The 20802-nt window shown below is 60.3% G+C and carries 16 protein-coding genes; 8 read left to right on the forward strand and 8 right to left on the reverse strand.

What is annotated here, in order from left to right; genetic code table 11:
• Window positions 1–61 precede the first annotated feature (61 nt).
• From WJU23_RS02055 to WJU23_RS02075, 5 genes are all read right to left on the reverse strand, one after another.
• Entirely contained in the window at window positions 62–922 is an 861-nt protein-coding gene (locus WJU23_RS02055; protein ID WP_346330861.1) for a fatty acid desaturase, read from the reverse strand.
• A 167-nt stretch (window positions 923–1089) separates the two neighbouring features.
• Window positions 1090–3711, reverse strand: coding sequence for a DNA topoisomerase III (locus WJU23_RS02060; RefSeq protein WP_346330862.1), 2622 nt, complete (start codon window positions 3709–3711; stop codon window positions 1090–1092).
• Window positions 3712–3851: 140 nt separating this feature from the next.
• The gene (locus WJU23_RS02065) at window positions 3852–5291 is read right to left on the reverse strand and encodes a sulfatase (protein WP_346330863.1); all 1440 of its coding nucleotides are present in this window, start codon (window positions 5289–5291) and stop codon (window positions 3852–3854) included.
• Window positions 5292–5427: 136 nt separating this feature from the next.
• Window positions 5428–6882, reverse strand: coding sequence for a YfbK domain-containing protein (locus WJU23_RS02070; RefSeq protein ID WP_346330864.1), 1455 nt, complete (start codon window positions 6880–6882; stop codon window positions 5428–5430).
• 12 nt (window positions 6883–6894) lie between these two features.
• Entirely contained in the window at window positions 6895–7434 is a 540-nt protein-coding gene (locus tag WJU23_RS02075; protein WP_346330865.1) for a sigma-70 family RNA polymerase sigma factor, read from the reverse strand.
• A 139-nt stretch (window positions 7435–7573) separates the two neighbouring features.
• On the opposite strand from WJU23_RS02075, the gene WJU23_RS02080 reads away from it, so the two are divergent.
• The 5 genes from WJU23_RS02080 (at window position 7574) to WJU23_RS02100 (ending at window position 14694) form a co-directional block, all read left to right on the forward strand.
• Window positions 7574–9952: a fused MFS/spermidine synthase gene (locus tag WJU23_RS02080; protein WP_346330866.1), complete on the forward strand. Its 2379-nt coding sequence runs from the start codon at window positions 7574–7576 to the stop codon at window positions 9950–9952.
• A gap of 68 nt (window positions 9953–10020) precedes the next feature.
• The gene (locus WJU23_RS02085; RefSeq protein WP_346330867.1) at window positions 10021–10551 is read left to right on the forward strand and encodes a sigma-70 family RNA polymerase sigma factor; all 531 of its coding nucleotides are present in this window, start codon (window positions 10021–10023) and stop codon (window positions 10549–10551) included.
• A complete protein-coding gene (locus WJU23_RS02090; RefSeq protein ID WP_346330868.1) occupies window positions 10548–12074 on the forward strand; it encodes a LamG-like jellyroll fold domain-containing protein in 1527 nt (508 codons plus the stop codon). The genes WJU23_RS02085 and WJU23_RS02090 overlap by 4 nt, the downstream gene beginning before the upstream one ends.
• 50 nt (window positions 12075–12124) lie before the next feature.
• Window positions 12125–13039 carry an alpha/beta hydrolase gene (locus WJU23_RS02095; protein WP_346330869.1) on the forward strand — a complete coding sequence of 305 codons (915 nt, stop codon included), beginning with the start codon at window positions 12125–12127 and terminating at the stop codon, window positions 13037–13039.
• Between the two features lie 203 nt (window positions 13040–13242).
• Complete coding sequence (locus WJU23_RS02100) at window positions 13243–14694, forward strand: sulfatase (protein WP_346330870.1); 1452 nt, start codon at window positions 13243–13245, stop codon at window positions 14692–14694.
• 72 nt (window positions 14695–14766) lie between these two features.
• Here WJU23_RS02100 and WJU23_RS02105 read toward each other — a convergent pair whose 3' ends face one another.
• From WJU23_RS02105 to WJU23_RS02115, 3 genes are read right to left on the reverse strand one after another with little or no spacing between them, the layout of a single operon-like run.
• Window positions 14767–15177 (reverse strand): hypothetical protein, encoded by a 411-nt coding sequence (locus WJU23_RS02105; RefSeq protein ID WP_346330871.1) that lies wholly within the window; start codon window positions 15175–15177, stop codon window positions 14767–14769.
• A gap of 59 nt (window positions 15178–15236) precedes the next feature.
• On the reverse strand, window positions 15237–17033 hold the full coding sequence (locus WJU23_RS02110; RefSeq protein WP_346330872.1) for a M3 family oligoendopeptidase: 1797 nt from the start codon (window positions 17031–17033) through the stop codon (window positions 15237–15239).
• Window positions 17034–17084: 51 nt separating this feature from the next.
• Entirely contained in the window at window positions 17085–17300 is a 216-nt protein-coding gene (locus WJU23_RS02115) for a cysteine-rich CWC family protein (protein WP_346330873.1), read from the reverse strand.
• Between the two features lie 136 nt (window positions 17301–17436).
• On the opposite strand from WJU23_RS02115, the gene WJU23_RS02120 reads away from it, so the two are divergent.
• The 3 genes from WJU23_RS02120 to WJU23_RS02130 all read left to right on the forward strand — a co-directional run bounded on the left by WJU23_RS02120 (window position 17437) and on the right by WJU23_RS02130 (window position 20802).
• Window positions 17437–17982 carry a hypothetical protein gene (locus WJU23_RS02120; protein ID WP_346330874.1) on the forward strand — a complete coding sequence of 182 codons (546 nt, stop codon included), beginning with the start codon at window positions 17437–17439 and terminating at the stop codon, window positions 17980–17982.
• Between the two features lie 88 nt (window positions 17983–18070).
• Entirely contained in the window at window positions 18071–18442 is a 372-nt protein-coding gene (locus tag WJU23_RS02125; RefSeq protein ID WP_346330875.1) for a type II toxin-antitoxin system RelE/ParE family toxin, read from the forward strand.
• Between the two features lie 62 nt (window positions 18443–18504).
• Window positions 18505–20802, forward strand: coding sequence for an exo-beta-N-acetylmuramidase NamZ domain-containing protein (locus tag WJU23_RS02130; protein WP_346330876.1), 2298 nt, complete (start codon window positions 18505–18507; stop codon window positions 20800–20802).

A 20802-nucleotide genomic window follows, 5' to 3' on the forward strand; every position in this document is an offset into this window, starting at 1 on the left:
GGGCACAAAAAAAGCGGAGGGGTTAGCCTCCGCTTTGGATTGAGGTATATTTATCAGACGATCAGCCGAGAGATGCGGTGGCTTCTTTGCCTTCCAGCACGCGGGCGTTGGGCTCCTTGATCTCATGGACGATGCCGACGACTTTCAGGAGCTTGATGACGTAGTAGGTCGGGTCAAATTCCCACCAGAAGAATCCCTGGCGTGCGCAGTGCGGGTAATAGTGGTGGTTGTTATGCCAGCCTTCGCCCAGGGTGACGATGGCGAGGATGAAGGAGTTGCGGCTGGATTCCCCTGTCTCGTAACGGCGGGTGCCCAGAAGGTGGCAAAAGGAGTTGATGGCGAAAGTGGTGTGATAAAGGATCACCGTGCTGAGGCAGAAGCCCCAGAGGAAATACATCACGCCACCCATGGCTGTGCCGGTCATCAGAAAGCCGAAGAGGTAGGTGGCGACGGCGAGGAAGAGAGGTGGGATGATGTGATGGCGGTCAATGAAGACGAGTTCGGGGAACTTGGTGAGGTCCTTCACGCGTTTGGCGTCATACTCGTTGTAATCGGGAGCCAGCACCCAGCCAACGTGGGCCCAATAGAAACCCTGCTGCTTGACCGAATGGATGTCATCTTCCTGGTCGGAATGTTGGTGGTGATGACGGTGATGAGCGGCCCACCAGAGCGCGCCTTTTTGGGCGGACATGCCACCCAGCCAGGCCAGGACGAACTGGAACCAGCGGGAAGTCTTGAAGGAACGGTGCGAGAAATAGCGGTGATACCCGCCGGTGATACCGAATTTACGGATCAAAAAGAGGCCGACGCAAAGAAGGATTGCGGTGAGATCGGGCTTCACGAAAAAGGCCGAAATGGCAAGGGCATGGAGTCCGAAGAACAGGATGCCGCTAAGATTGAGTTGGAATGCTGGCTTAGTCACAGGAAGAAAAGACGGAGCCCATTAATGACAGTCGTTTGCAAAAAATCAACCTCCTGATTCAATCAAGCCAATATTGGCACACTATTCTAAGAGGCATTCATACCGTGCAAAATGCTTTAAGCACGGCCTGAATGTCCATGGCAGAAGGGCTTGAATGAGATTGGGTATCAAGATTCCGGTGCTTCTGGCGCTGCTTCTTTTTTAGCAAAACGGCCTTTTTTAGGCTTCGGCGGAGCCTTCGGTTTGGCTTCACGCGGCGGGAATTCCCAGCCGAGAAGCCGTTTTTCACCCGCCTTGCAGAGCAGGAAGGAGCTGAAGGGGCGGCCTCTTTTGGAGATCATGCCTTCGATGAGATCCGTCTTCCCTTCCGTGAAGAATTTGACGGCGTTTTCGACGCTGATTTCCTTTTTGCAGAGAACCTTAGGGATGCGGCCATTGCAGGCTTTGGCGTCCTTGGCGGCGACGTTGCAGATGTAGTGCTCAGTGGTCTCGTAGATCTGGCCGTTGCGCTTCTTGAGCTTGCAGACAGGGCATGGGGCGATGGGGGTGGCCTTGTCGAAATCGAACGGAGGCGGGGCGTCGGGATCGTTCTCGCCGCCGGGGAAAACGAAGGCGGTTTTGCCGTCATCCTTGATCTCGATGCCGGCGGTGAAGTCCTTGCCCAGGCGGCTGCGGAAGCCTTCCATGGGGGGAAGGAAGCGTTTTTCGATCAGCTCGCGCAGGCGGTCTTCGCCCAGCTCATGACCGGCGATAACCTTGTAAACGCGGACTTTGCAATCCGGGTTTTTGCAGGAGACATAGTCCTCCTTTTGCTCAAAACCGCGATGGCCGCAGACGCCGCATTTGGCGTCGAAGTCCGGATACACGCGGTCTTTGGCAACTTTGTGATAGGCCTTGGTCTTTTCCACCACCTCGTTGGTGAGGCGGCGGATGTCGCGCATGAAGCTGCTGCGGTCCAGCTTGGCCTGCTCCATCTGGCGCAGTTTGTATTCCCACTGGCCGGTGAGCTCCGGACTGCTGAGGGCCTCGATGCCGATCTGGCTGATCTGGTCAATGAGTGACAGGCCCTTGGTGGTGACGGCGATGTTCCGCTCCACACGCTCGATGTATTTGTCCGAAATGAGGCCTTCAATGATGGCCGCACGGGTGGCCGGTGTGCCCAGGCCACGCTCGCTCATGGCCTCAGCCAGTTCTTCGTCCTCGACGAGCTTGCCAGCACCTTCCATGGTGGAAAGGAGGGTGGCCTCGGTGAAGCGGGCGGGCGGTTTGGTCTGCATTTCCTCCGTTTGCAGTTCCAGGGTTTTGGCGGTGTCGCCATCTTTGGCCAGGACCAGGAGTTTGGATTTGCTGTCGCCTTCGGCAGCGGCTTCTTCGGCGGCTTTTTTGCCATAGACGGCCAGCCAGCCCGGAGCGACGAGGACCTTGCCCTCGCTTTTAAAGGCATCTCTTTCGATGCGGGTGATGCGGGTAGTGACCTCGAACTCCGCCGGGGGGAAGAAGACGGCCACAAAACGGCGGGAGACCATGTCAAAGAGCTTTTGCTCAGCCTCCGGGAGCTCCTTGGGCGGGATGAGGCCGGTGGGGATGATGGCAAAGTGGTCGCTGACTTTGGAGGTGTCAAAAACACGCTTGAAGGGGCGCACCCAGCCGTTGTCCAGGGCGGTGGCGGCGTGGCTGCCGAGATCCTGCGGCAGGGCTCCGGGCTTGCGGGTATCCTGCTTGGCGAAGGTGCCCAGTGTTTCTTTCACGGTGCCGACGTAGTCTTCCGGGAGGAAGCGGGAATCGGTACGGGGATAGGTCAGGACCTTGAACTTTTCATACAGGGCCTGGGCAATTTGGAGGGTGCGCCGGGCGGAAAAACCAAAGCGGTTGCTGGCCTCCCGTTGCAGGCTGGTGAGGTCGTACAGCAGCGGCGCGATCTGCTTGGTAGGCCGGGTGACCTGCTCGATCTTGCCAGGCTTGCCCAGGCAGCGCTGGACGATGGCCTGCGCCTTTTCCAGGTCCCAAAGACGCTCGGGTTTCTTGTGCTCGTCGTTCTCGTCCTTTTTAAAAGACTCGTCAAACCAGCGGCCTTCATACTCGCCAGCGGTCACGCCAAAGAGGCCGTGCACTTCGAAATAAGTGCGCGGGACGAAGGCCTGGATCTCCAGTTCACGCTTGGCCAGGATGGTCAGCGTCGGCGTCTGCACACGGCCCGCCGGGGTGAGTCGGAAGCCGCCATTGCGGGAATTCAGTGCCGTGAGGGCGCGGGTGGAATTAATGCCCACCAGCCAGTCGGACTCGCTGCGGCACTTGGCGGCATCGGCCAGCGGGCGCATCTCGTCATCGCTGCGCAGCTTTTGGAACGCGGCCAAGATGGCCCCCTGGGTCATAGATTGCATCCAGAGGCGCTTGACGGGTTTTTTGATTCCGGCAGCCTCCACGATGTAGCGGAAAATCAGCTCCCCCTCACGGCCGGCATCGCAGGCATTGATGAGGCTGTCCACGTCCTTGCGCTTCATGAGGCGGCTCAGCAGCTTGAAACGGTCCGCGCTGTCCTCGATGGGCTTCAGCTCAAACTCATCCGGCATGATGGGCAGGTGAGTCCAGCCCCAGCCGATCTTTTTGCCGTTCACCTCCGGCATGCCCAGCTCGATCAAATGACCGACGGCGCTGGAGATGACGTGCGTTTCGTTTTCGAAATAGTCTTTCTCCTTCGTGAAAGGGGTCATGCCCGGCGCCTTGCCGAGGGCACGGGCAAGGTCGGTAGCCACGCTGGGTTTTTCTGCAATGATGAGGGCCTTGGGCATGGTAGGGGACGGAAACGTAAATTGGGGGCAACCAAGGGCACGCATTCCGCCCCCGTGTCAAACTTTTCGATAGGGATACGTTCGGCGGCCCTCTGGTTTAGAGAGCAGGACCAAAGGTCAGCGGTTGAAATTGAGCCTGCTCACTCAGCCTTTTTCTTCTTCCCTTTACCCTTCCCTTTGCCCTTCCCCTTTGCCTTGGGCGCATCGGTCGGGGTGTTGGGAGTGGGCATTTTGGCGCCCACTTCTTTCCGCCAGGCGACCATCTGGGTGCGCATTTGCTGCGCTTTTTCTGGCATCTCGGAGGCCAGGTTTTTGGTTTCGCCGATGTCCTGGTCCAGGTTGTAAAGCTCCAGGCGGCCATCTTCGAAGAACTCCATGAGCTTCCAGGGGCCTTTCTGAATAAGGCCGACAGGGGTGGTGCGCCAGGTACCTGGATCGGCACCGAGATAGCCGGGGAAGTGCTGGTAGATGGCGTCGCGTTTCAGGCCGGCCTGGGCATCCTTGAAAAGCGGGACCAGGCTCTCGCCATCCAGAGTGTAGTTTTCTGGGGCTGGCGCTCCGGCGAGGTCCAGGAAGGTGGGGTACATGTCCACATGGATGGCGGGGGTGCCATTTTGCGCCCCTGGCGGGATGACTCCTGGCCAGCGGACGATGAAGGGCACGCGGGTGCCCCCTTCATAAAGGCTGCCTTTGCCGCTGCGCAGAGGAGTGTTGTCGGTGGTGTCGCCCTTTTTCTTGATGCCTTCACGGACGTATCCGCCAACGCCGCCGTTATCGCTGGTGAAGATGAGCACCGTGTTTTCCGCCAGGCCCTGTTTTTCCAACTCGGCCATCACGCGGCCCACGCTTTCATCCACGCTGGCGATCATGGCGGCATAAACAGGGTTGTTGTGACCGCCAACACCGGGCTTGGCTTTGAATTTTTCAATCAGCTCTTCCTTCGCATGAATGGGCGAGTGCACCCCAAAGTGCGGCACGTAAAGAAAGAAGGGATGGTCCTTGTGACGCTGGATGAAATCCACGGCCTTGTCGGTGAGGAAATCGGCAAGATACTGGCCTTTGGGATATTCGGTCTTGGGACTGGTTTGGAAGTCAAAGTGCTTGCCATTGGATTCGATGGCTTCATCAAAACCGCGCTGCCCTGGGTGATAGTCCGGCCCGTTGCCGAGATGCCACTTGCCGAACATGCCGGTGGCGTAGCCGCTCTTTTTCAGAGACTGGGCAAAGGTGATCTTGTCCAGGGAGAGGGCCGCCACGTTTTCTACTGGGCGCAAGGTCCGTGTCTGCCATTCAAAGCGGCCGATGTCACCGACGGTGTAGGTGCCGGTGCGCGGGGCATACTGTCCGCTCAGGAGCGCAGCGCGGGTGGGCTGGCAGTTTTGGCAGTGGTGGTAGCTGGTCAGCTTCATCCCTTGGGACGCCAGCTTGTCAATGTTCGGCGTCTCATAATACTCGCTGCCAAAAGCACCCACATCCGTGTAGCCGAGGTCGTCCGCCATGATGAATACAATGTTAGGCGGGGCCGTATGGGCCGCCGCCGCAGAGAGCAGGCACAAAAGGGAGGCAAGGAGAGAGCGCATGGTTGGGCGCTGAAACGCAGTGTATGCCTGCATCTTGCTTCAGGGCAATTTTCGAATGCCCTCCGCCTCAATTTCCAGAGGACCTTGCTGTAAGCTCCTGGAAGCCGGGACTTGGCAAATCACGCTCCTTGATCAATCACAAACCGGCGGCATCAGCAGCTTCGCGGACGAGCTTGATGAAGCGGGCGCGTTCACCGGTGGCGTCTTTACCTTTGGATTTTTCAGCCAGGCGGAGCACGAGGTCGTGGTCCAACTCCGGAGTGCTGGGCACGCCGCGCATGAGGAGGCCAAAGCCGACGACGGCGCTGTCGAAGATGAAATCTTCCCTGGCGGAGGACCAGGTCAGGCCCCGGTCCTGGATGCTGAGGCGGGTGCTGTCAAAGGGGCCGACGGTCTGGGTGGTGAAGTGGCCTTTGTCCAGGGTGACCGTGGCGACGGTGCGTGCGGTATCCGAAAGACCGTTGGGCTGGTATTCATACCAGACGACATGGGTACCGGCCTGGCGCAACTCAGCAGCAGGCTGGTGTCGTTCACAAAGCTGGCGGTATTCACGGACATTATTGGGATCAAAGCTGACGCGAAGCGGATAGGTGGAGCCTGTGCGTGCGGCTGGCTGGTCAGCGGGGAGCTGGATAGTCACGCGCAGCAGACGGTGGTTTTCATTCCAAGGACAGGAAGCGACATCGGCCTGCCAGGAATGGATGTACAAATCAGGGGTGCGGTTGCTGCGCGGGGTTTCTTTAGGCTCCGGGGCCTGCTTGAGCGGGGCCGGGGCGGCGAGGAGCTGGTTTTTGTCCACCTTCACCGGCAGCGGCCGGATCTGGGCGGGAGTCAGGGCAAACTGGTCCACCGGGTGGCGGCTGGCGTTGACAAACTCCACATGCCTGCCGGGTGTGGTCATGGGCAGAGGACGCTGGTTTTTTGGCCGTCCTTTGGCCACCATAGGGACGGGAGCGGCCTGGACCTCCAGGACCTTCGGTTTGTTCTGCGTGAGGACGGGCTCAGTTTTTTCTGCTGGAAGAGGAATGGCAGCCACAGCCAGCTCCTTTTTAGGGGCCGGATCTGGCAGGGGAAGGGCCGGGGCGGCTACCATAGGCCGGGGCTTCAGGGCGGGAGCTGGCGTGAACGGTCTTTCCACGACGGGAGGGGCGCTGAGCTCTTGAGACTGCACAGCGGGGGAGGAGGGTGCAGCGGCAACTCCGCCAATGTCCCCGGCATCCCCCAGGCCGCTCCGGCCGATGAAATAGGCGGCTCCGGTAAGGGCGACTACGGCTGCCGCTTTCAGGCCAAAGCTTATCACCGGCCATAAGACGGAAGGGCGACGCTGAGACGGACGCGGAGCCATGGGGGCCATGCGGCGGGGAAGGTTGGCCGGGTAAAGTACGGCATGACGCTGCTCCGGGCGGAGGCGCTCCTGGGGTATGGGGGCCCCCTGGCGGAGCGCATCGGTGACGGCTTCCACCTGCTCCAGCTCATGCGTGGCGGAGGGGCAGTCTGCCAGCAGCGCATGGATGTCCTTGGCCTGACGGGCGTGCAGCTCTCCCAGCGCATAGGCGGTGAGGTCAGGGTTTTCGTGAGGGGACGGTTTCATAAGAAAGGGGGGTCAGTTGGATCGGGTGGCCAGCTCGCGGTTCAGGTGTTCGCGGAGTTTCTTGATGGCCACATGCATGATGAAGCCGACGTTACCGACGGTGAGTCCGGTGACATCGGCAATCTGCTGGTAGGAGCAGTCATGCATGAATTTGAGGCGGATGACTTCACGCTGGTTCGGGCGGAGCTTGTCCACAAGCTCCCAAATGCGGGCGTGAAGCTCATGAGAGTCGGCATTTTCAGAGGGGTCCGGATCGTAGGAGACGGCTCCGGTAAGAGCATCTTCGTTGCCAATATCCAGCCGGTGATCCTTGCGGAGGATGTCCAGGGCACGGTTGCGGCAGACGGTAAAAAGCCAGGCCTTGAGGTTGTCACGGACTTTTTCCGGGTCGGTGAGGTAGAGCTTGAGCAGGGAATCCTGGACGACATCGCGTGCGCGCTCGTAGTCGCCATTGAGGATGCCGGCCGTGTAGGCGATGAGGTTGCTCTCGTACTGGTCCAGCGCCCGCCTGACAAGGAGGGAGGCTTCATCTTGATGAGGCTGGACGGACATGTGTTCACTTTGCGTCTTTTGTAACGCGCGGGGAAGAGATTTGTTAGAGCGGAGATTATGGAACGTTGCGACTGCCCGGCCTTTTCGCGGTTCCAACCCGGTCGTCCCTGTTTCCAGCGCCAGCTCCCAATTTTCCCGAATGTCCTCTCCAACCGCCTCCCGTGTGTCCGTGTTTTTTCTGCTGGGGTGCCTGAGCCTGCTCAGCGCTTTTCTTTTGTTCCAGGTGCAGCCTGTGATCAGCAAGTTCATCCTGCCGTGGTTCGGCGGCAGTCCGGGGGTGTGGACGACGTGCATGGTGTTTTTCCAGATCGTCCTGTTTGCGGGCTACACCTATGCGCATTTGCTGACGAAACTGAGGCCACGCACGCAGGCGATGGTCCATAGCGGGCTCATCTTAGCAGCACTGCTGTTTTTACCCATCGCCCCAGGGGATGGCTGGAAACCGGCGGGGGATGAGGACCCGGCCGGTCGCATCCTGCTGCTGCTGCTGGGGACGGTGGGGCTGCCGTATTTTATTCTCTCCAGCACGAGTCCGCTGGCGCAGGTGTGGTTCACACGGGCGGTGCCCGGGGGCACGCCATGGCGGCTGTATGCGCTTTCGAACATCGGCTCCTTGGCCGCGCTACTGAGCTATCCGTTCTTTTTCGAACCGAGGCTGGAGGTGACGGCGCAGACCTGGCTGTGGTCCGGGGCATTTGTGATTTTTGCGCTGCTTTCCACGACGATGGCCTGGAAAGTGAGCGGGCGGAAAACGGAGGTGGCCCTTGAGGCAAAAGTGGAGCCTGAAGCCACGGCTGCATCCCCTGCCCCCCGTCCGAAATGGTGGCAGCGAATCCTGTGGGTGGCGCTGCCGGCGCTGGCCAGTGTGATGCTGCTGGCGACGACCAACCATGTATGCCAGGACGTGGCGGTGGTGCCCTTCATGTGGGTGGTGCCGCTGAGCCTGTATCTGCTGACCTTCATCATCTGCTTTGAGCATGAGCGGTGGTATGTGCGCTGGCTGTGGTCGCTGCTGGCGCTGGTGGCCATTTTTGTCACGGCAGGGCACAGCCACCTGGGCGGCGAAGTGGACCTGATGCCGGACTATGTGGCGGAGATTTCCTGGTGCTTTGGGGCCATGTTCCTGGCCTGCATGGTGTGTCACGGGGAGCTGGCACGGCTGAAACCGGCCCCGGCGCGGCTGACGGAATTTTATCTGCTCATGTCCGCCGGCGGGGCGGTCGGCGGCCTGCTGGTGAGCCTGGTGGCACCGCGTGTTTTTGTGACTTTCATGGAGTGGCCGCTGGGCCTGGCGCTGAGCCTGCTGGTGGCGGGCGTGGCCCTGATCCTGTCGCTCTGGAAGCTGCCGTTTCCCCGGATGCTTGCGGTCATCGGCGTGCTGGGGCTGGTCATCTTCGGATCGGACCGTTGGATCGCACAGGCTTACGAAAAAGAAAGCTGGGTGCTGCATTTCCTGAAGCTGGTCTTCAATCACCTGGACACGGCTTTTTATCAGAGGAAGTGGCTGGACTGGCCGGAGTCCTGGTCTGGCATGGAGTCTGTCTGGTGGGCGGTGGGATGGGCCGTGGCGCTGGCGGTGGTGGTGTATGGCGTGTTTTTAATGCTGCGGGTCGTAAAGAGCAGTGGCCGCGCGGGTTTTCATCTGGTCATGGAGGCGGGATTGCTCAGCCTGCTGCTGCCTGCGCTGCTTTTTCTGCTGATGAAAACGCTGAAGGTGGAGGACCGGCTGGAGCGGGTGCGCAATTTCTACGGCACCGTCTTCATTGACGAGGACTATGACTCCGGCCTGGAAAATCAATACCGCACGCTGACGCATGGGGGCATCATTCACGGCATGCAGAATCTGGGGGATGAGTACCGTGGGGAACCGGTGACCTATTACGGCCGGCACACGGGCATCGGTCGGGCGCTGGACAGACTGGCTGAGGTGAAGGATGCCAAAGTGGGCGTGGTGGGGCTGGGTGCGGGGACGGTGGGCTGCTATGCACAGGCAGGGCATGAATACCGCTTTTATGAGATCAACCCGGATGTGGTGCGGCTGGCGCGGAAACACTTCACTTATCTGTCCGATGCCGAGGCACGGGGGGCCAAGGTGGAGACGATCGTCGGCGATGCACGGCTGATGCTGGAACGCGAGCCGGATCAAAAACTGGACGTGCTGCTGCTGGATGCCTTCAGCGGTGATGCCATCCCGATGCACCTGCTGACCCGCGAGGCGTTTGAAATTTACCACCGCCACATGAAACCGGACGGCATCATCGCCGTGCATGTGACCAACAGTTATCTCATCCTGACGCCCGTAGTTGAAAAACAGGCCGCCGCCATGGGCTGGAGCACCACGCGCATCATCACAGATGAGGACGGCGACGATGACTCCACCGACTATGTGCTGGTGACGCAGAACCGCGCCTTCCTGACCGCGACGCCCGCCGATGAACCCGAGGATGAACCGAAACTGGATGTGCCGCTGTGGACGGACCGCTATCACAATCTGTTCCAGATTTTGATGACGGAGTGAGCCTGGCGAACAAAGGTTTCCGATTATTTTGGCACTGCGCCAGCCTACAGCCGGATACAAGGTGAGACATGGACGCCCCGCCTAACCCCACGGAAGCAATGATCCTGCTGCTGACCCAGCACCAGGACCGGCTGTTCCGTTATCTGTTCTCGCTGCTGGCGAATGAGGCGGATGCACGGGATGCACTGCAGGAGACGAGCCTGGCGCTGTTTCGCAAATTCGACCAGTATGATCCCACACGGCCGTTTTTGCCATGGGCGTACCGGTTTGCCTATCTGCAAGCGCAGAAGCACCGGGAAAAAAATGCGCGGTCGCCGCTGCTATTCAGCGAGGATGTGATGGACCTGCTGGCCAGTGAGCGCAGCCACATCGAGCCACAGCTTGACGAGCGCCTCCACGCGCTGGACACCTGCCTGGCCAAACTGACGCCGAAGGACCAGGAACTGGTGACCAGCCGCTATGCGCTGCGCCAGAGCGCGGAGGAAATGATGGAGCGCTTTTCCCTGAGCCGCCGCACGCTCTTTCGCAATCTGGAGCTGCTGCGCCAGCGCCTGCATGAATGTGTGACGCGCCAGCTTGAAACGGAGGGCCTGGCATGAAACTGGAATCCCTGATCCACGCCCGCCTGGAGGGTGAAATCACCCCGGAGCAGCAGGAGCAGTTGGAGGCGCTTTTGCGGGAGGACTGGCAGGCGCGGCGGCTTTACCTGGAGCTGGCGGACCAGCACGCCCGCCTGCTCCAGCAGCCGCAGGTGGCCACGGGCAGGCTGCCGCAGAAAGCCACGGTGAAGCGGGGGGCATGGCGCTGGAAAAGTCTGTTACCGGCCCTCGCCACGGCGGCGGTCATTACGCTGGCTTTCAGCCTGTGGCCGCGAGATGAGGCGATGCCGGAAGCAACCTCCAATGGTGTGGCCATGGTCAGCCAGACACTGGATGCGGAGTTTGCCCAAAGCCCGTTGCGCAGCGGCGATACCCTGACGCCGGGCACGATCACACTGAGCAAGGGGCTGGCGCAGATCGAGTTCTTCAGCGGAGCCACGGCGCTGGTGGAAGGCGCGGCGGAGATCGAGGTCATTTCCGCCTGGGAGGCGCGCTGCATCAGCGGGCGTGTGCGGGTGCATGTGCCCCCGGCGGCGAAGGGTTTTCTCATGCATGCGCCCGGCATGAAGCTGGAGGATCTGGGCACGGAATTTGCCCTCAATGTGGCGGACGGCAGCAGCGCCGTGCATGTCTTTGAGGGCGAGGTCATTGCCCACACCGGCCAAGCCCCGGCCAGCCTGACCGAAGGCATGACTCTGGGCAGCACCCAGAAGGAATTTCTCCGCATCAACGAGCTTCAAGGACTGGTCAAAGACCGCCAAACTCTTCGTTATACCGGCTGGCAGGCCTGGTCCCTGAAGCTGCGGGAAGATCCGCGTCTCATCGCTTACTATACCTTCAAGCACTGGCCCGATGACCGTTGGGACCGCATGGTAAACAACATGGCCCGACCTCTGCAAAAACAGCGCCATGGCGGGGCGGTGGGTGCCCGCTGGACGAAGGGCCGCTGGCCGGAAAAGGAGGCGCTGGAATTCAAACGTCCCGGTGACCGCGTGCGCATGAACCTGGACGGCAGCTACAAAGCGCTCACGCTCGCCTGCTGGGTCAAGGTGGACAGCGTGGACAAAAAGTACAACTCCCTGCTGCTCACCGACGGCTACGACAACGGCGAGCCGCACTGGCAGATCTATGAAGACGGCAGCCTGATGTTTTCCATCATGTACCGCCCGGACAACGATTCAAAAGGCGGCAAGTATAACCAGATGTATTACTCCAAACCTGTCTTCACAGCCGACAGCCTGGGCCGCTGGCATCACCTGGCCTTGACCTATGACAACCAGTCCGGCGAGGTCATCCAGTACTTCGACGGCCAGGAGGTCAGCCGTGAAGTCTCCGCCCTGCACCAGCCCGGCCGCGAGATCGCCTTCGGCCCCTGCGAAATTGGTAACTGGGGTCTCCCCACCGCCGGCCATCAGTTCCCCATCCGCAATCTCAACGGTGCCATTGATGAATTTGCCATCTTCAGCACCGTGCTGGCGGAAGATGAGGTGAAGAGGATGTTTGAGGCGGGGAGGGTGGAATGAGGAGGAACGAGGAAAGGCAGCGTGAGCGTGCACGTTAAAGGCTGACTACCATGAACCGCCTCCATTGCCTGCTATTTCTCCCGCTTTTCCTGATATCGGTTTTGTCTGCGCAGCAGCCGAAGGCAAACCCATTGCATACGAAGATCGCGCCTGAAACCGCCGCCAGTCTCGAAAGCCATCCGGGGCTGGTTTATGCGAGCTATGGTGAGCGTAAGCTGGAGCTGGATCTCTGGCGGCCTAAGCAGACGAAAAAGCCGCTTCCGGCCATCGTTTGCATCCATGGCGGCGGGTGGTTCAAAGGGGAACGGGGATCGATGGCTAACCTCGCGCAGGCACTGGCGGCGAAGGGCTATGTGACGGTAACGATCAGCTACCGGCTGAGCGGCGAGGCAAAGTTCCCGGCGGCGATCCAGGACTGCAAAGCGGCGGTGCGATTCCTGCGCGCGAATGCGGAGAAGTATGGCATTCAGGCGGATGCGATTGGCGTGACCGGTTTATCCGCTGGCGGACATCTGGCGGCGCTGCTGGCGACGAGTGGCGGGGTGAAGGAACTGGAGGGCGCTGGGGGCCATGCCGAACAGTCCAGCGTGGTACAGGCCTGTGTGGCGATGGGGGCGCAGACCGACTTTGAAACGGAGCGCATCGGCACACTATCATCGGCACCGGACAACCCGCACTACCGGCCGTTTCTGGGCGGCAGTCAGAAGGACATTCCGGAGGTGTATGCGCTGGCGTCGCCACGCCATCATTTGGATAAAAGTGACCCGCCGCTGGCCTTCATGACGGGAGAGCTGGATGATGCCAGCACGCATGCGGATGAGATCCGTGCGGATCTGGAGAAGCTGGGCATCGCCACCGGCCTGACGGTGATTCCCAAAGCGCCTCATGCCTTCCTGGGCGGCCAGCGGGCCTTTGACATTTGCATGGCGGCCTGCGATGCCTTTTTTGCAGCGCATCTGAAGTAAGGCAGCATGGGCTTAGCATCGGGTACAGGCATCTCCTGGGTTTTGGGTTCCGTTGAACGGTTGGGAGCCATGGAAGCTGGGGGGGGCAGCCTTTGCAAAAAGGCAAAAGCGGCGTGCTCTTTTATTTACCAGAATGCTCTGAATCTGCTGTCAAAACCCGGCATTTGGCGCAAGGAAGACGCCCGGCTGCCGTTGGTGGGAGCATGCGTTTTTTGCACTTGCTTCTCCCGCTGTTAATCGCATCCGCCCTGCACGCGGCGGGCCCGAATGTCCTGTTCATCATGACGGATGATTATCGGCCGGAGCTGGCCAGTTATGGATCACCCGCCATCACACCGAACATGGACCGGCTGGCGCGGCGCAGTGTGCAGTTTGACCGTGCCTACTGCCAGCAGGCGGTGTGCAATCCGTCCCGCTCATCCATGCTCACAGGCCTGCGTCCGGATACACTGGGCCTGTGGAATAACGGTACGCATTTCCGCGAGCTGAAGCCGGGCGTGATGACGCTGCCGCTGTGGTTCAAGCAGCAGGGCTATACCACGCGCTGCGTGGGCAAGATCTTCCATAACTGGCACACGGCGGAAAAGGGCGACCGCCGTTCCTGGAGTGCGGATGAGTTTCTGCACTATGCGAACCATGGCAATGACACGCCGCAGATCGCGGGTGAGCTGCCGCCGAATGAGATCACCGCGCCGAGCCTGCGGAACTATGGCGAGGTGCCGCTGTGCGAGTGCCGCGATGTGCCGGACGAGGCGTATTTTGACGGACGCGTCGCGGCGGAGGCGGTGAAGGTGCTGGCGGAGGTGAAGGACGGGCCGTTTTTCCTGGCGGTGGGTTTCTGGAAGCCGCATGCGCCCTTCAATGCACCCAAGAAGTACTGGGATCTCTATGACCGCGACAAGCTGCCGCCGCTGAACCCGGCCCGGCCTGAGGGCGCGCCGGAGCTGGCCTTCCATGCGAGCACGGAGGTGCTGGGCCCGGTGGGTGAGCAGGTGCCACCGACTCCTGAGCAGGTGGCGGAGATGCGGCACGGCTACTTTGCCAACATCAGCTACCTGGATGCGCAGCTTGGCAAGGTGCTGGATGCGCTGGAGAAGAGCGGTGTGGCAGAAAATACGGTGATCACCTTTGTGGGGGATCATGGGTATCATCTGGGGGAGCACTCGCTGTGGGGAAAAACGTCCACCTTTGACTACGATGCGCGGGTGCCCTTCATGATCGCACGGGCGGATGGCAAGAACGGTGGTGCGAAGACGGACTCCCTGGCGGAGCTGGTGGACCTGTTCCCGACGCTGGTGGAGATGTGCGGCCTGCCGATACCGGAAGGGCTGGAGGGCGACAGCCTGGCGGCCGTGGTAGCAGACCCGGCGGTCTCGGTGAAACCGGCGGCCTTTACCCAGCATCCGCGCCCGGCGTATTTTGATCGCGAGCCGGAAAAGCGGCCCAAGGCCATGGGCTACAGCGTGCGCACTGGCGGTGTGCGCTACACGGAGTGGCGCGACTGGCTGACCGGTGAGGTCGTGGCCAAGGAACTGTATGACCACCGCACCGATTCGGCGGAGCTGAAGAACCGCACCGGAGCGCCGGAACTGGCGAAGGAAGAGGCCGTGGCCGCGAAGCTGCTGCTTGCGCAGTTTCCGATAGTGAAGCGGTGAGGGATCAAACGCAGCGCAGCATGGATGGCGGATAGGCTGGCAAGCCAGGACTTTGAACTGCCACAAGCTGCGTCAAACCAGGGTCCTGAGAGCCACGAAGATAAGCACATACGTCACTGTATTCATCCAGAGACATGTCATAGCGATGCCCCGAATGCCCACCTTGGGCAGCATCAGCCGCAGAACCGCATATTCAATCATGCAGGACATGGCCCAGCTCCAGATGACCAGTACGAGATCAAAGCCCCAATCGGAGAGATTCTGCAGTCCCCAGACGCCCCATCCTGCCAGCATCAGGCCAATCAAAGCTGATACGAGATTTGCCACAAACACAGTGCCAAACGCCTGGCCGAAGCCAACACCCTGACGGTGACGCCCCCAGACCACCCAAGATTCCACTCCAAAAATGAGGGGAGACAGCCAGAAGGAAACGATATAAGGCCAAGCCCCAAACATAACGACATTGGCCAGTACCAGGTTCATGGAGAAAAGGGCAGATGCAGGGATTTTAATGGCCGGAAGAACCGGAAATTTGACTCACCTCAAACCAGTTTTTCATAAGCCTGCAAGGTCGGCTCGATGGCACATAGGGCGGTGGCCCAAAACTCAGGATCGGTTAGGTCGGCACCGAGGGTCTGGCGGGCGACTTCTTCACAGGTGGCACTGCCGGTGGCGGCGAGGAAGGCCTCATAGCGTGGCAGGAAGCTGGCGCCTTCCGTTTTGAAGCGGGCGAAGAGGGCCTGGCTGAGCAGATAACCAAAAACGTAGGGGAAGTTATAGAAGGAAACGCCACTGATGAAGAAGTGCATCTTGGAGGCCCAGAACATCGGGTCCGTCCCATCCGGCAGCAGGGTGTCTCCATAGAGATCATTTTGCGCACAGGTCATGAGCTCGCGCAGGCGGGTCACGGAGACCTCGCCGCTGGCGCGTTCGGCATAGAAGGCCTTTTCAAACTCATAGCGCATGGGAATGTTGACCAGGTAAGCATGGGCGCGGAGCATCTCCTGATCCAGCAGATAGGCCTTGGTGGCGGGGGTGAGGGCAGGGTCGCTCAGCAGGCCGTCCAGGAGGATCATCTCGCCAAAATTGGAGGCGGTCTCGGCCAGCGTCATGGGGTAGCTGGCGGCGAAGGAGCGGGCCGGGCGCAGCACGCAGGAGTGCCAGGCGTGGCCGGCCTCATGAGCGAGCGTGACCATGTCATGCACGGTGCCGTGCCAGGTCATGTACACACGTTCCTCATGGCGCAGAAGCGAGCCGGTGCAGAAGGCGCCTGGGCGCTTGCCGGGGCGCGGCTGGGCCTCGATCCAGCGCTGCTGCAGCATGTCGCGGAAATAGCTGCCGAGACGCGGGTAGCCGGAGGAAAAGGCCTTTTCCACCGTGGCGCAGGCTTCGTCCCATGTAAGCGGTTTTTCATCCGGCGCGGCCACCTGAGGGGCCTCGAGATCAAAGTAGTGAAGGGCTTGTGTGCCCTGCAACCGGGCGGCGGTGCGGAGGGCGCGGCGGGGCAGCTCGATGTGCGTGTGGATGGCCTGAAGCATGGCATCCAGGGAGGCACGGCTCATGGTGCCATCGAACAAAGGGGTGTCCAAAAAGTGCGGAATGCCGCGACGGCCATAGAGGGTCAGCCGGGTGCCTGCGATGCCGTTCAGCGCGGCAGCCAGGGTGTCCGCATGGTCCAGCCAGGGCTGCTGCCCGGCGTGAAAGGAGGCCTCGCGCAGGCGGCGGTCCGGCTCGGACATGAGGGCGCGGCGGCGGGCCATGGGAACGGATTCCACATGACCGTCCGGGAAGGTCATGCTGAAGACCATCTTGCCCGTGAGGGTGTCATAAAGGCGGCCCCAGGCATGGAGGCCGTTGACATTCAGATCGGCGGCCAGAGATTCTAACTCACCGGGCATCTGCTGGCGGCCCTCTTCCCGCATGCGGGTCACGGCATGCTCCGCACCCTGGAGCTGCGGATCCTGAAGCAGGCTGGCAAACGCGTCGTCAGGCAGGGCGGCGAGCCTGGCTTGGAGCGCCGCGCGGAGCTTGGCACTTTCGGCCTCCAGGGTGGAGATCCAGGCCTCGTCACTTTTGACAGGCTCATTGTTAGCATCATCAGCAGACAGGCAGCCGAGGTAGGCTGACAGGTGGCCCAGGCGGTCACCTAAAGATTCAAAATCGCAGGTCACGCGGACGATTTCTGGAACACTGTTTGTTAGGCATTCGGCGACGGATTTCAGCGCTTCGATATCGCGGACGAGGTCCGTTTTGAAGGCGATGTAGTCCGGCGCACCAAAGGCGGTGAACCAGGATTCAAGCGACCAGCGGTCAGGTGTGGCAGGAGTTTCAACAGTCATATTTTATAAAGAGCGCGGTTGGCCGTTCTTGCAATGATGGAAGCCTGCGGATCAGGCGAGGGCAAGCCTGGCGGCCTGTTTCAAGCTCAGCAGGCAGGAGATGCACACGCAGTCTCCCTGGGTCTGCCAGCTTATCCATTCCGTTTCATCCGGGGAGAGGTTCACCCGGTTGCATGGGCAGGCGGTGGCGCGGTTGCACAGACAAACAAAGGATGCCTCACAAAGCGGGCAGGAGATGATGTCGTGTTTGTCTTGATTATGTAGCATAATAAATCTGAATTTAAAACGTATTTGCTAATGTAACGGAGGCCATGAGATTGCTTCCCCCCCAAATCCGATATCGCCTGACAGGACCACTGATGCCAGGAGCTATCGAGACAGGTTGACCGTTTTTTTAACTAGCATGAACTTCTCTCCCTTCCGGTGGTTTTCGCGCAGTGAGGTTTCCTCAGAGGGTAAGGCTGCGCTGACGCCTGACCCAGATGCGCCTGTGCCGGTGGCCAAGCCGGAACAGGTACCTGCCAGCTCCCTGGGATATGTGGTCTTCACCCAGCCGCCGATGTCGCCATATGCCTATGCCTCCCACTGTTATGAGAAAAGTGCTGACTCGGTCCTGGCCCAGGAACTGAAGCGGCAGGGCCCGGAAGCCTTTATGCTGGTGGCGGCGGATGAAAAAAGCGTGCTGGTGCAGACGCAGGAATACCTTTGCAAGCTGGACCGGGAAGGCATCCAGGAGATCAGCCTGCACCCGGTGCTGCCGGCTAAGGGGAGCGGCATGGTCATGCTTTTTTTTGAAATCGCCCAAAAGGGCCAGATTGAATCCCACGACTTTCTGATGTGTGCCGTCTATAGCGAGGAACTGCAGGAATGGTGCGAGAAGAAGGGACGGGAAGTGGCGGCGCTTTTGAATGTGCCCTTTCAAGTGTCCTGCCCCAGCCACGACTGCTGAGGGCAAAGGTATGGGGGAATTCAACAGCGCTGGCCTGGGTTCATTTTAGCCTTTGAACTCCGGATTTTGATCCCTATTCTGCGAGATCATGCTTCAGATCGTTTTCAATGACATCAGCGCAGCGGAGCTTTCCCACCTGCCCACCCAGATCCAGTTTCAAATCCTGGAGGCGCTGAACATCCAGTCCGGCGACCTGGGGGAACAGACGCTGGCCGAGAAATTCGGCCTGCTGGAGCGCGGGAAGAAAAAGCTGTACCGCTGCCGGGCGGGTGACTACCGGATCTACTTTGCCGTCAACGAGGGGGACGTGCGCATCCACCGCGTGCTGCACAAGAACACGCTCACGGACTTCCTCTACCGAAGCAACCTGCCGGGCGGAGGCGAGGACGAGGCGCTGAGCCAGTCAAAACATTTCTGGCAATTGATTGATGAAGGGGCCAAGACGCTGAAGACTTTCTGAAAAGGCCAGTCCGCGAACGGAGCAGGATTGACTCTTGCCAGGCTGTCCCCTTTGCTGGGGCCATGCGTTTTCATCTTCTCATTGCCCTGCTGCTGCCCGCTGTTTTATTGGGACAGGCGTTCAAACCGGAAGGCCTGCAAAAGCTGGATGCGGTGCTGGACCGGGCCGTGGCGAAAAAGAGCCCTGCAGGGGCGGTGGTCTGGCTGGAGCATGCGGGTACGAGCCACACCGTGGTGAAAGGGGCACGGGCACTCAGTCCGGCGAAGGAAACGATGACGCTGGACACGGTGTTCGATGCGGCATCACTGACCAAAGTGGTGGCCACAGCCCCCGCCATCCTGCTGCTGGGCGAGCAGGGCAAGGTGGACATCGAAACTCCCGTGAGCCGTTATCTGCCGGAGTTTATAGGGGAGGGCCGGGAACTGGTGAAGGTGCGCCATCTGCTGACACACACATCCGGTTTGAAACCAGGGCTCCCGAGAGAGCCCGCCTGGTCCGGCTATGAAGCGGGCATCCGCCTGGCAGTGGAGACCGTGCCGGATGCGGCACCAGACACGTTTTTCCGCTACAGCGACATCAACTATATTTTGTTAGGCGACATCGTCCGGCGGGTGAGCGGTGAGAAGCTGGATGTCTTTGTGCAAAAGCATCTCTTCCTGCCGCTGAAGATGATCTCCACCCGCTACTTGCCGCCCGCTGAATGGCAGGGCCGGATTGCACCCACGGAGAAGGATGCAAACGGAGTGATGCTGCGCGGTGACGTGCATGATCCGACCGCGCGGCGAATGGGTGGCGTGGCCGGCCATGCGGGCCTGTTTACCTGCGCGGAGGACCTGGCCCAATTTGCCCGAATGATCCTGAATGGCGGTGAGCTGGACGGAGTGCGGATTTTCAAGGGGGAGACGCTGGACCTAATGAAGCAGGTGCAGACAGCGGCGACCGTTTATGAAAGGCGCGGCCTGGGCTGGGACATCGACTCCGCCTACAGCCGGCCTCGAGGAGAATTGTTTCCCGTAGGGTCTTTTGGGCACACGGGATTCACCGGAACGAGCCTGTGGATGGATCCGTACTCGAACAGCTTTGTCATTTTTTTGAGCTCCCGTCTGCATCCCAACGGCGGCGGCAGTGTGAGGGATCTTTATGAGGAGATTGGCACAGCGGCGGCACAATGCATTCCCGGGTATGACTTTACACAGGTGACCGGAGCCCTGGTGAAACGCGGAGAGAAAGAAGTGCCGACGGTGCTGAACGGCATTGATGTTCTGAAGCGGGATGGCTACGGACCGCTGAACGGACTGCGTGTGGGGTTGATCACCAACCAGACGGGAATGGATGCGCAGCGCACGGCCACGATTGACCTGCTGGCCAAGGCTCCCAAGGTGAAGCTGCGGGCGCTGTTCAGCCCGGAGCATGGCATCCGCGGAGCGCTGGACCAGGAAAAGATCGGCGATTCCGTGGACCGCAAAACCGGACGCCCGATCTACAGCCTGTATGGGGAAAGGCGTGCCCCCACGGTGGAGCAACTGGAGGAGCTGGATGCGCTGGTCTTTGACATCCAGGACATCGGCTGCCGCTTTTACACCTATATCTCCACCTTGCGGATGTGCCTGGAAGCAGCCGCCAGGTCTAACAAGAAGTTTTTCGTCCTGGACCGGGTGAATCCGGTGGGAGGGACGGCTGTAGAAGGGCCTGCGGTGGTGGACAAGGAAACCTTTACAGCCACCCATGCCATACCCATCCGCCATGGCATGACGGTGGGTGAGCTGGCGCAGATGATGAACGCGGAACGCCACATCGGTGCGGACTTGGAGGTCATCCGGGCGGAAGGCTGGCGGCGGGAACTGCTCTTTGACCAGACCGGCCTGCCCTGGGTGAATCCCTCCCCCAACATGCGCACGCTGGATGCGGCGCTGCTGTATCCGGGCATTGGCCTGCTGGAGTTTTCCATCAGCGTGGGGCGTGGCACGGATGCGCCCTTTGAGATCCTGGGAGCGCCGTATGTGAATGACCGGGTGCTGAGCTATGAGCTGAATAAACTGGGCCTGCCTGGGCTGCGGTTCATGCCCGTTCGGTTCAAGCCCTCGGCGAGTGTGTTCAAGGATGAAGAGTGCGGTGGCGTACGCATTCAGATCACTGATCGGGAGGCGCTCAGGCCGGTGCAAACTGGTGTGGCAATCGCTACCGTTTTTCAGCGGTTCTATCCAAAGTCATTCAACCTGGAAAAGGTAAATACGCTGCTGAATCATGCGGGCCTGTTGAAGACAATCCGCACAGGCAAAAGCTGGCGGGAGATGCGCGTCATGTGGGAGGCTGAAACGGCGGCTTTTGAAGTCCGCCGTGCGGGAGTGCTTCTCTATTAG

Origin of the sequence: Prosthecobacter sp. SYSU 5D2 (assembly GCF_039655865.1) — a bacterium.
Lineage (GTDB): Bacteria > Verrucomicrobiota > Verrucomicrobiia > Verrucomicrobiales > Verrucomicrobiaceae > Prosthecobacter.

Coding starts and splice junctions, on each gene's coding strand:
- WJU23_RS02060 (WP_346330862.1), bottom strand. CDS start 3,711: ATGCCCAAGGCCCTCATCATTGCAGAAAAACCCAGCGTGGCTACCGAC.
- WJU23_RS02065 (WP_346330863.1), bottom strand. CDS start 5,291: ATGCGCTCTCTCCTTGCCTCCCTTTTGTGCCTGCTCTCTGCGGCGGCG.
- WJU23_RS02070 (WP_346330864.1), bottom strand. CDS start 6,882: ATGAAACCGTCCCCTCACGAAAACCCTGACCTCACCGCCTATGCGCTG.
- WJU23_RS02075 (WP_346330865.1), bottom strand. CDS start 7,434: ATGTCCGTCCAGCCTCATCAAGATGAAGCCTCCCTCCTTGTCAGGCGG.
- WJU23_RS02080 (WP_346330866.1), top strand. CDS start 7,574: ATGTCCTCTCCAACCGCCTCCCGTGTGTCCGTGTTTTTTCTGCTGGGG.
- WJU23_RS02085 (WP_346330867.1), top strand. CDS start 10,021: ATGGACGCCCCGCCTAACCCCACGGAAGCAATGATCCTGCTGCTGACC.
- WJU23_RS02090 (WP_346330868.1), top strand. CDS start 10,548: ATGAAACTGGAATCCCTGATCCACGCCCGCCTGGAGGGTGAAATCACC.
- WJU23_RS02095 (WP_346330869.1), top strand. CDS start 12,125: ATGAACCGCCTCCATTGCCTGCTATTTCTCCCGCTTTTCCTGATATCG.
- WJU23_RS02100 (WP_346330870.1), top strand. CDS start 13,243: ATGCGTTTTTTGCACTTGCTTCTCCCGCTGTTAATCGCATCCGCCCTG.
- WJU23_RS02105 (WP_346330871.1), bottom strand. CDS start 15,177: ATGAACCTGGTACTGGCCAATGTCGTTATGTTTGGGGCTTGGCCTTAT.
- WJU23_RS02110 (WP_346330872.1), bottom strand. CDS start 17,033: ATGACTGTTGAAACTCCTGCCACACCTGACCGCTGGTCGCTTGAATCC.
- WJU23_RS02115 (WP_346330873.1), bottom strand. CDS start 17,300: ATGCTACATAATCAAGACAAACACGACATCATCTCCTGCCCGCTTTGT.
- WJU23_RS02120 (WP_346330874.1), top strand. CDS start 17,437: ATGAACTTCTCTCCCTTCCGGTGGTTTTCGCGCAGTGAGGTTTCCTCA.
- WJU23_RS02125 (WP_346330875.1), top strand. CDS start 18,071: ATGCTTCAGATCGTTTTCAATGACATCAGCGCAGCGGAGCTTTCCCAC.
- WJU23_RS02130 (WP_346330876.1), top strand. CDS start 18,505: ATGCGTTTTCATCTTCTCATTGCCCTGCTGCTGCCCGCTGTTTTATTG.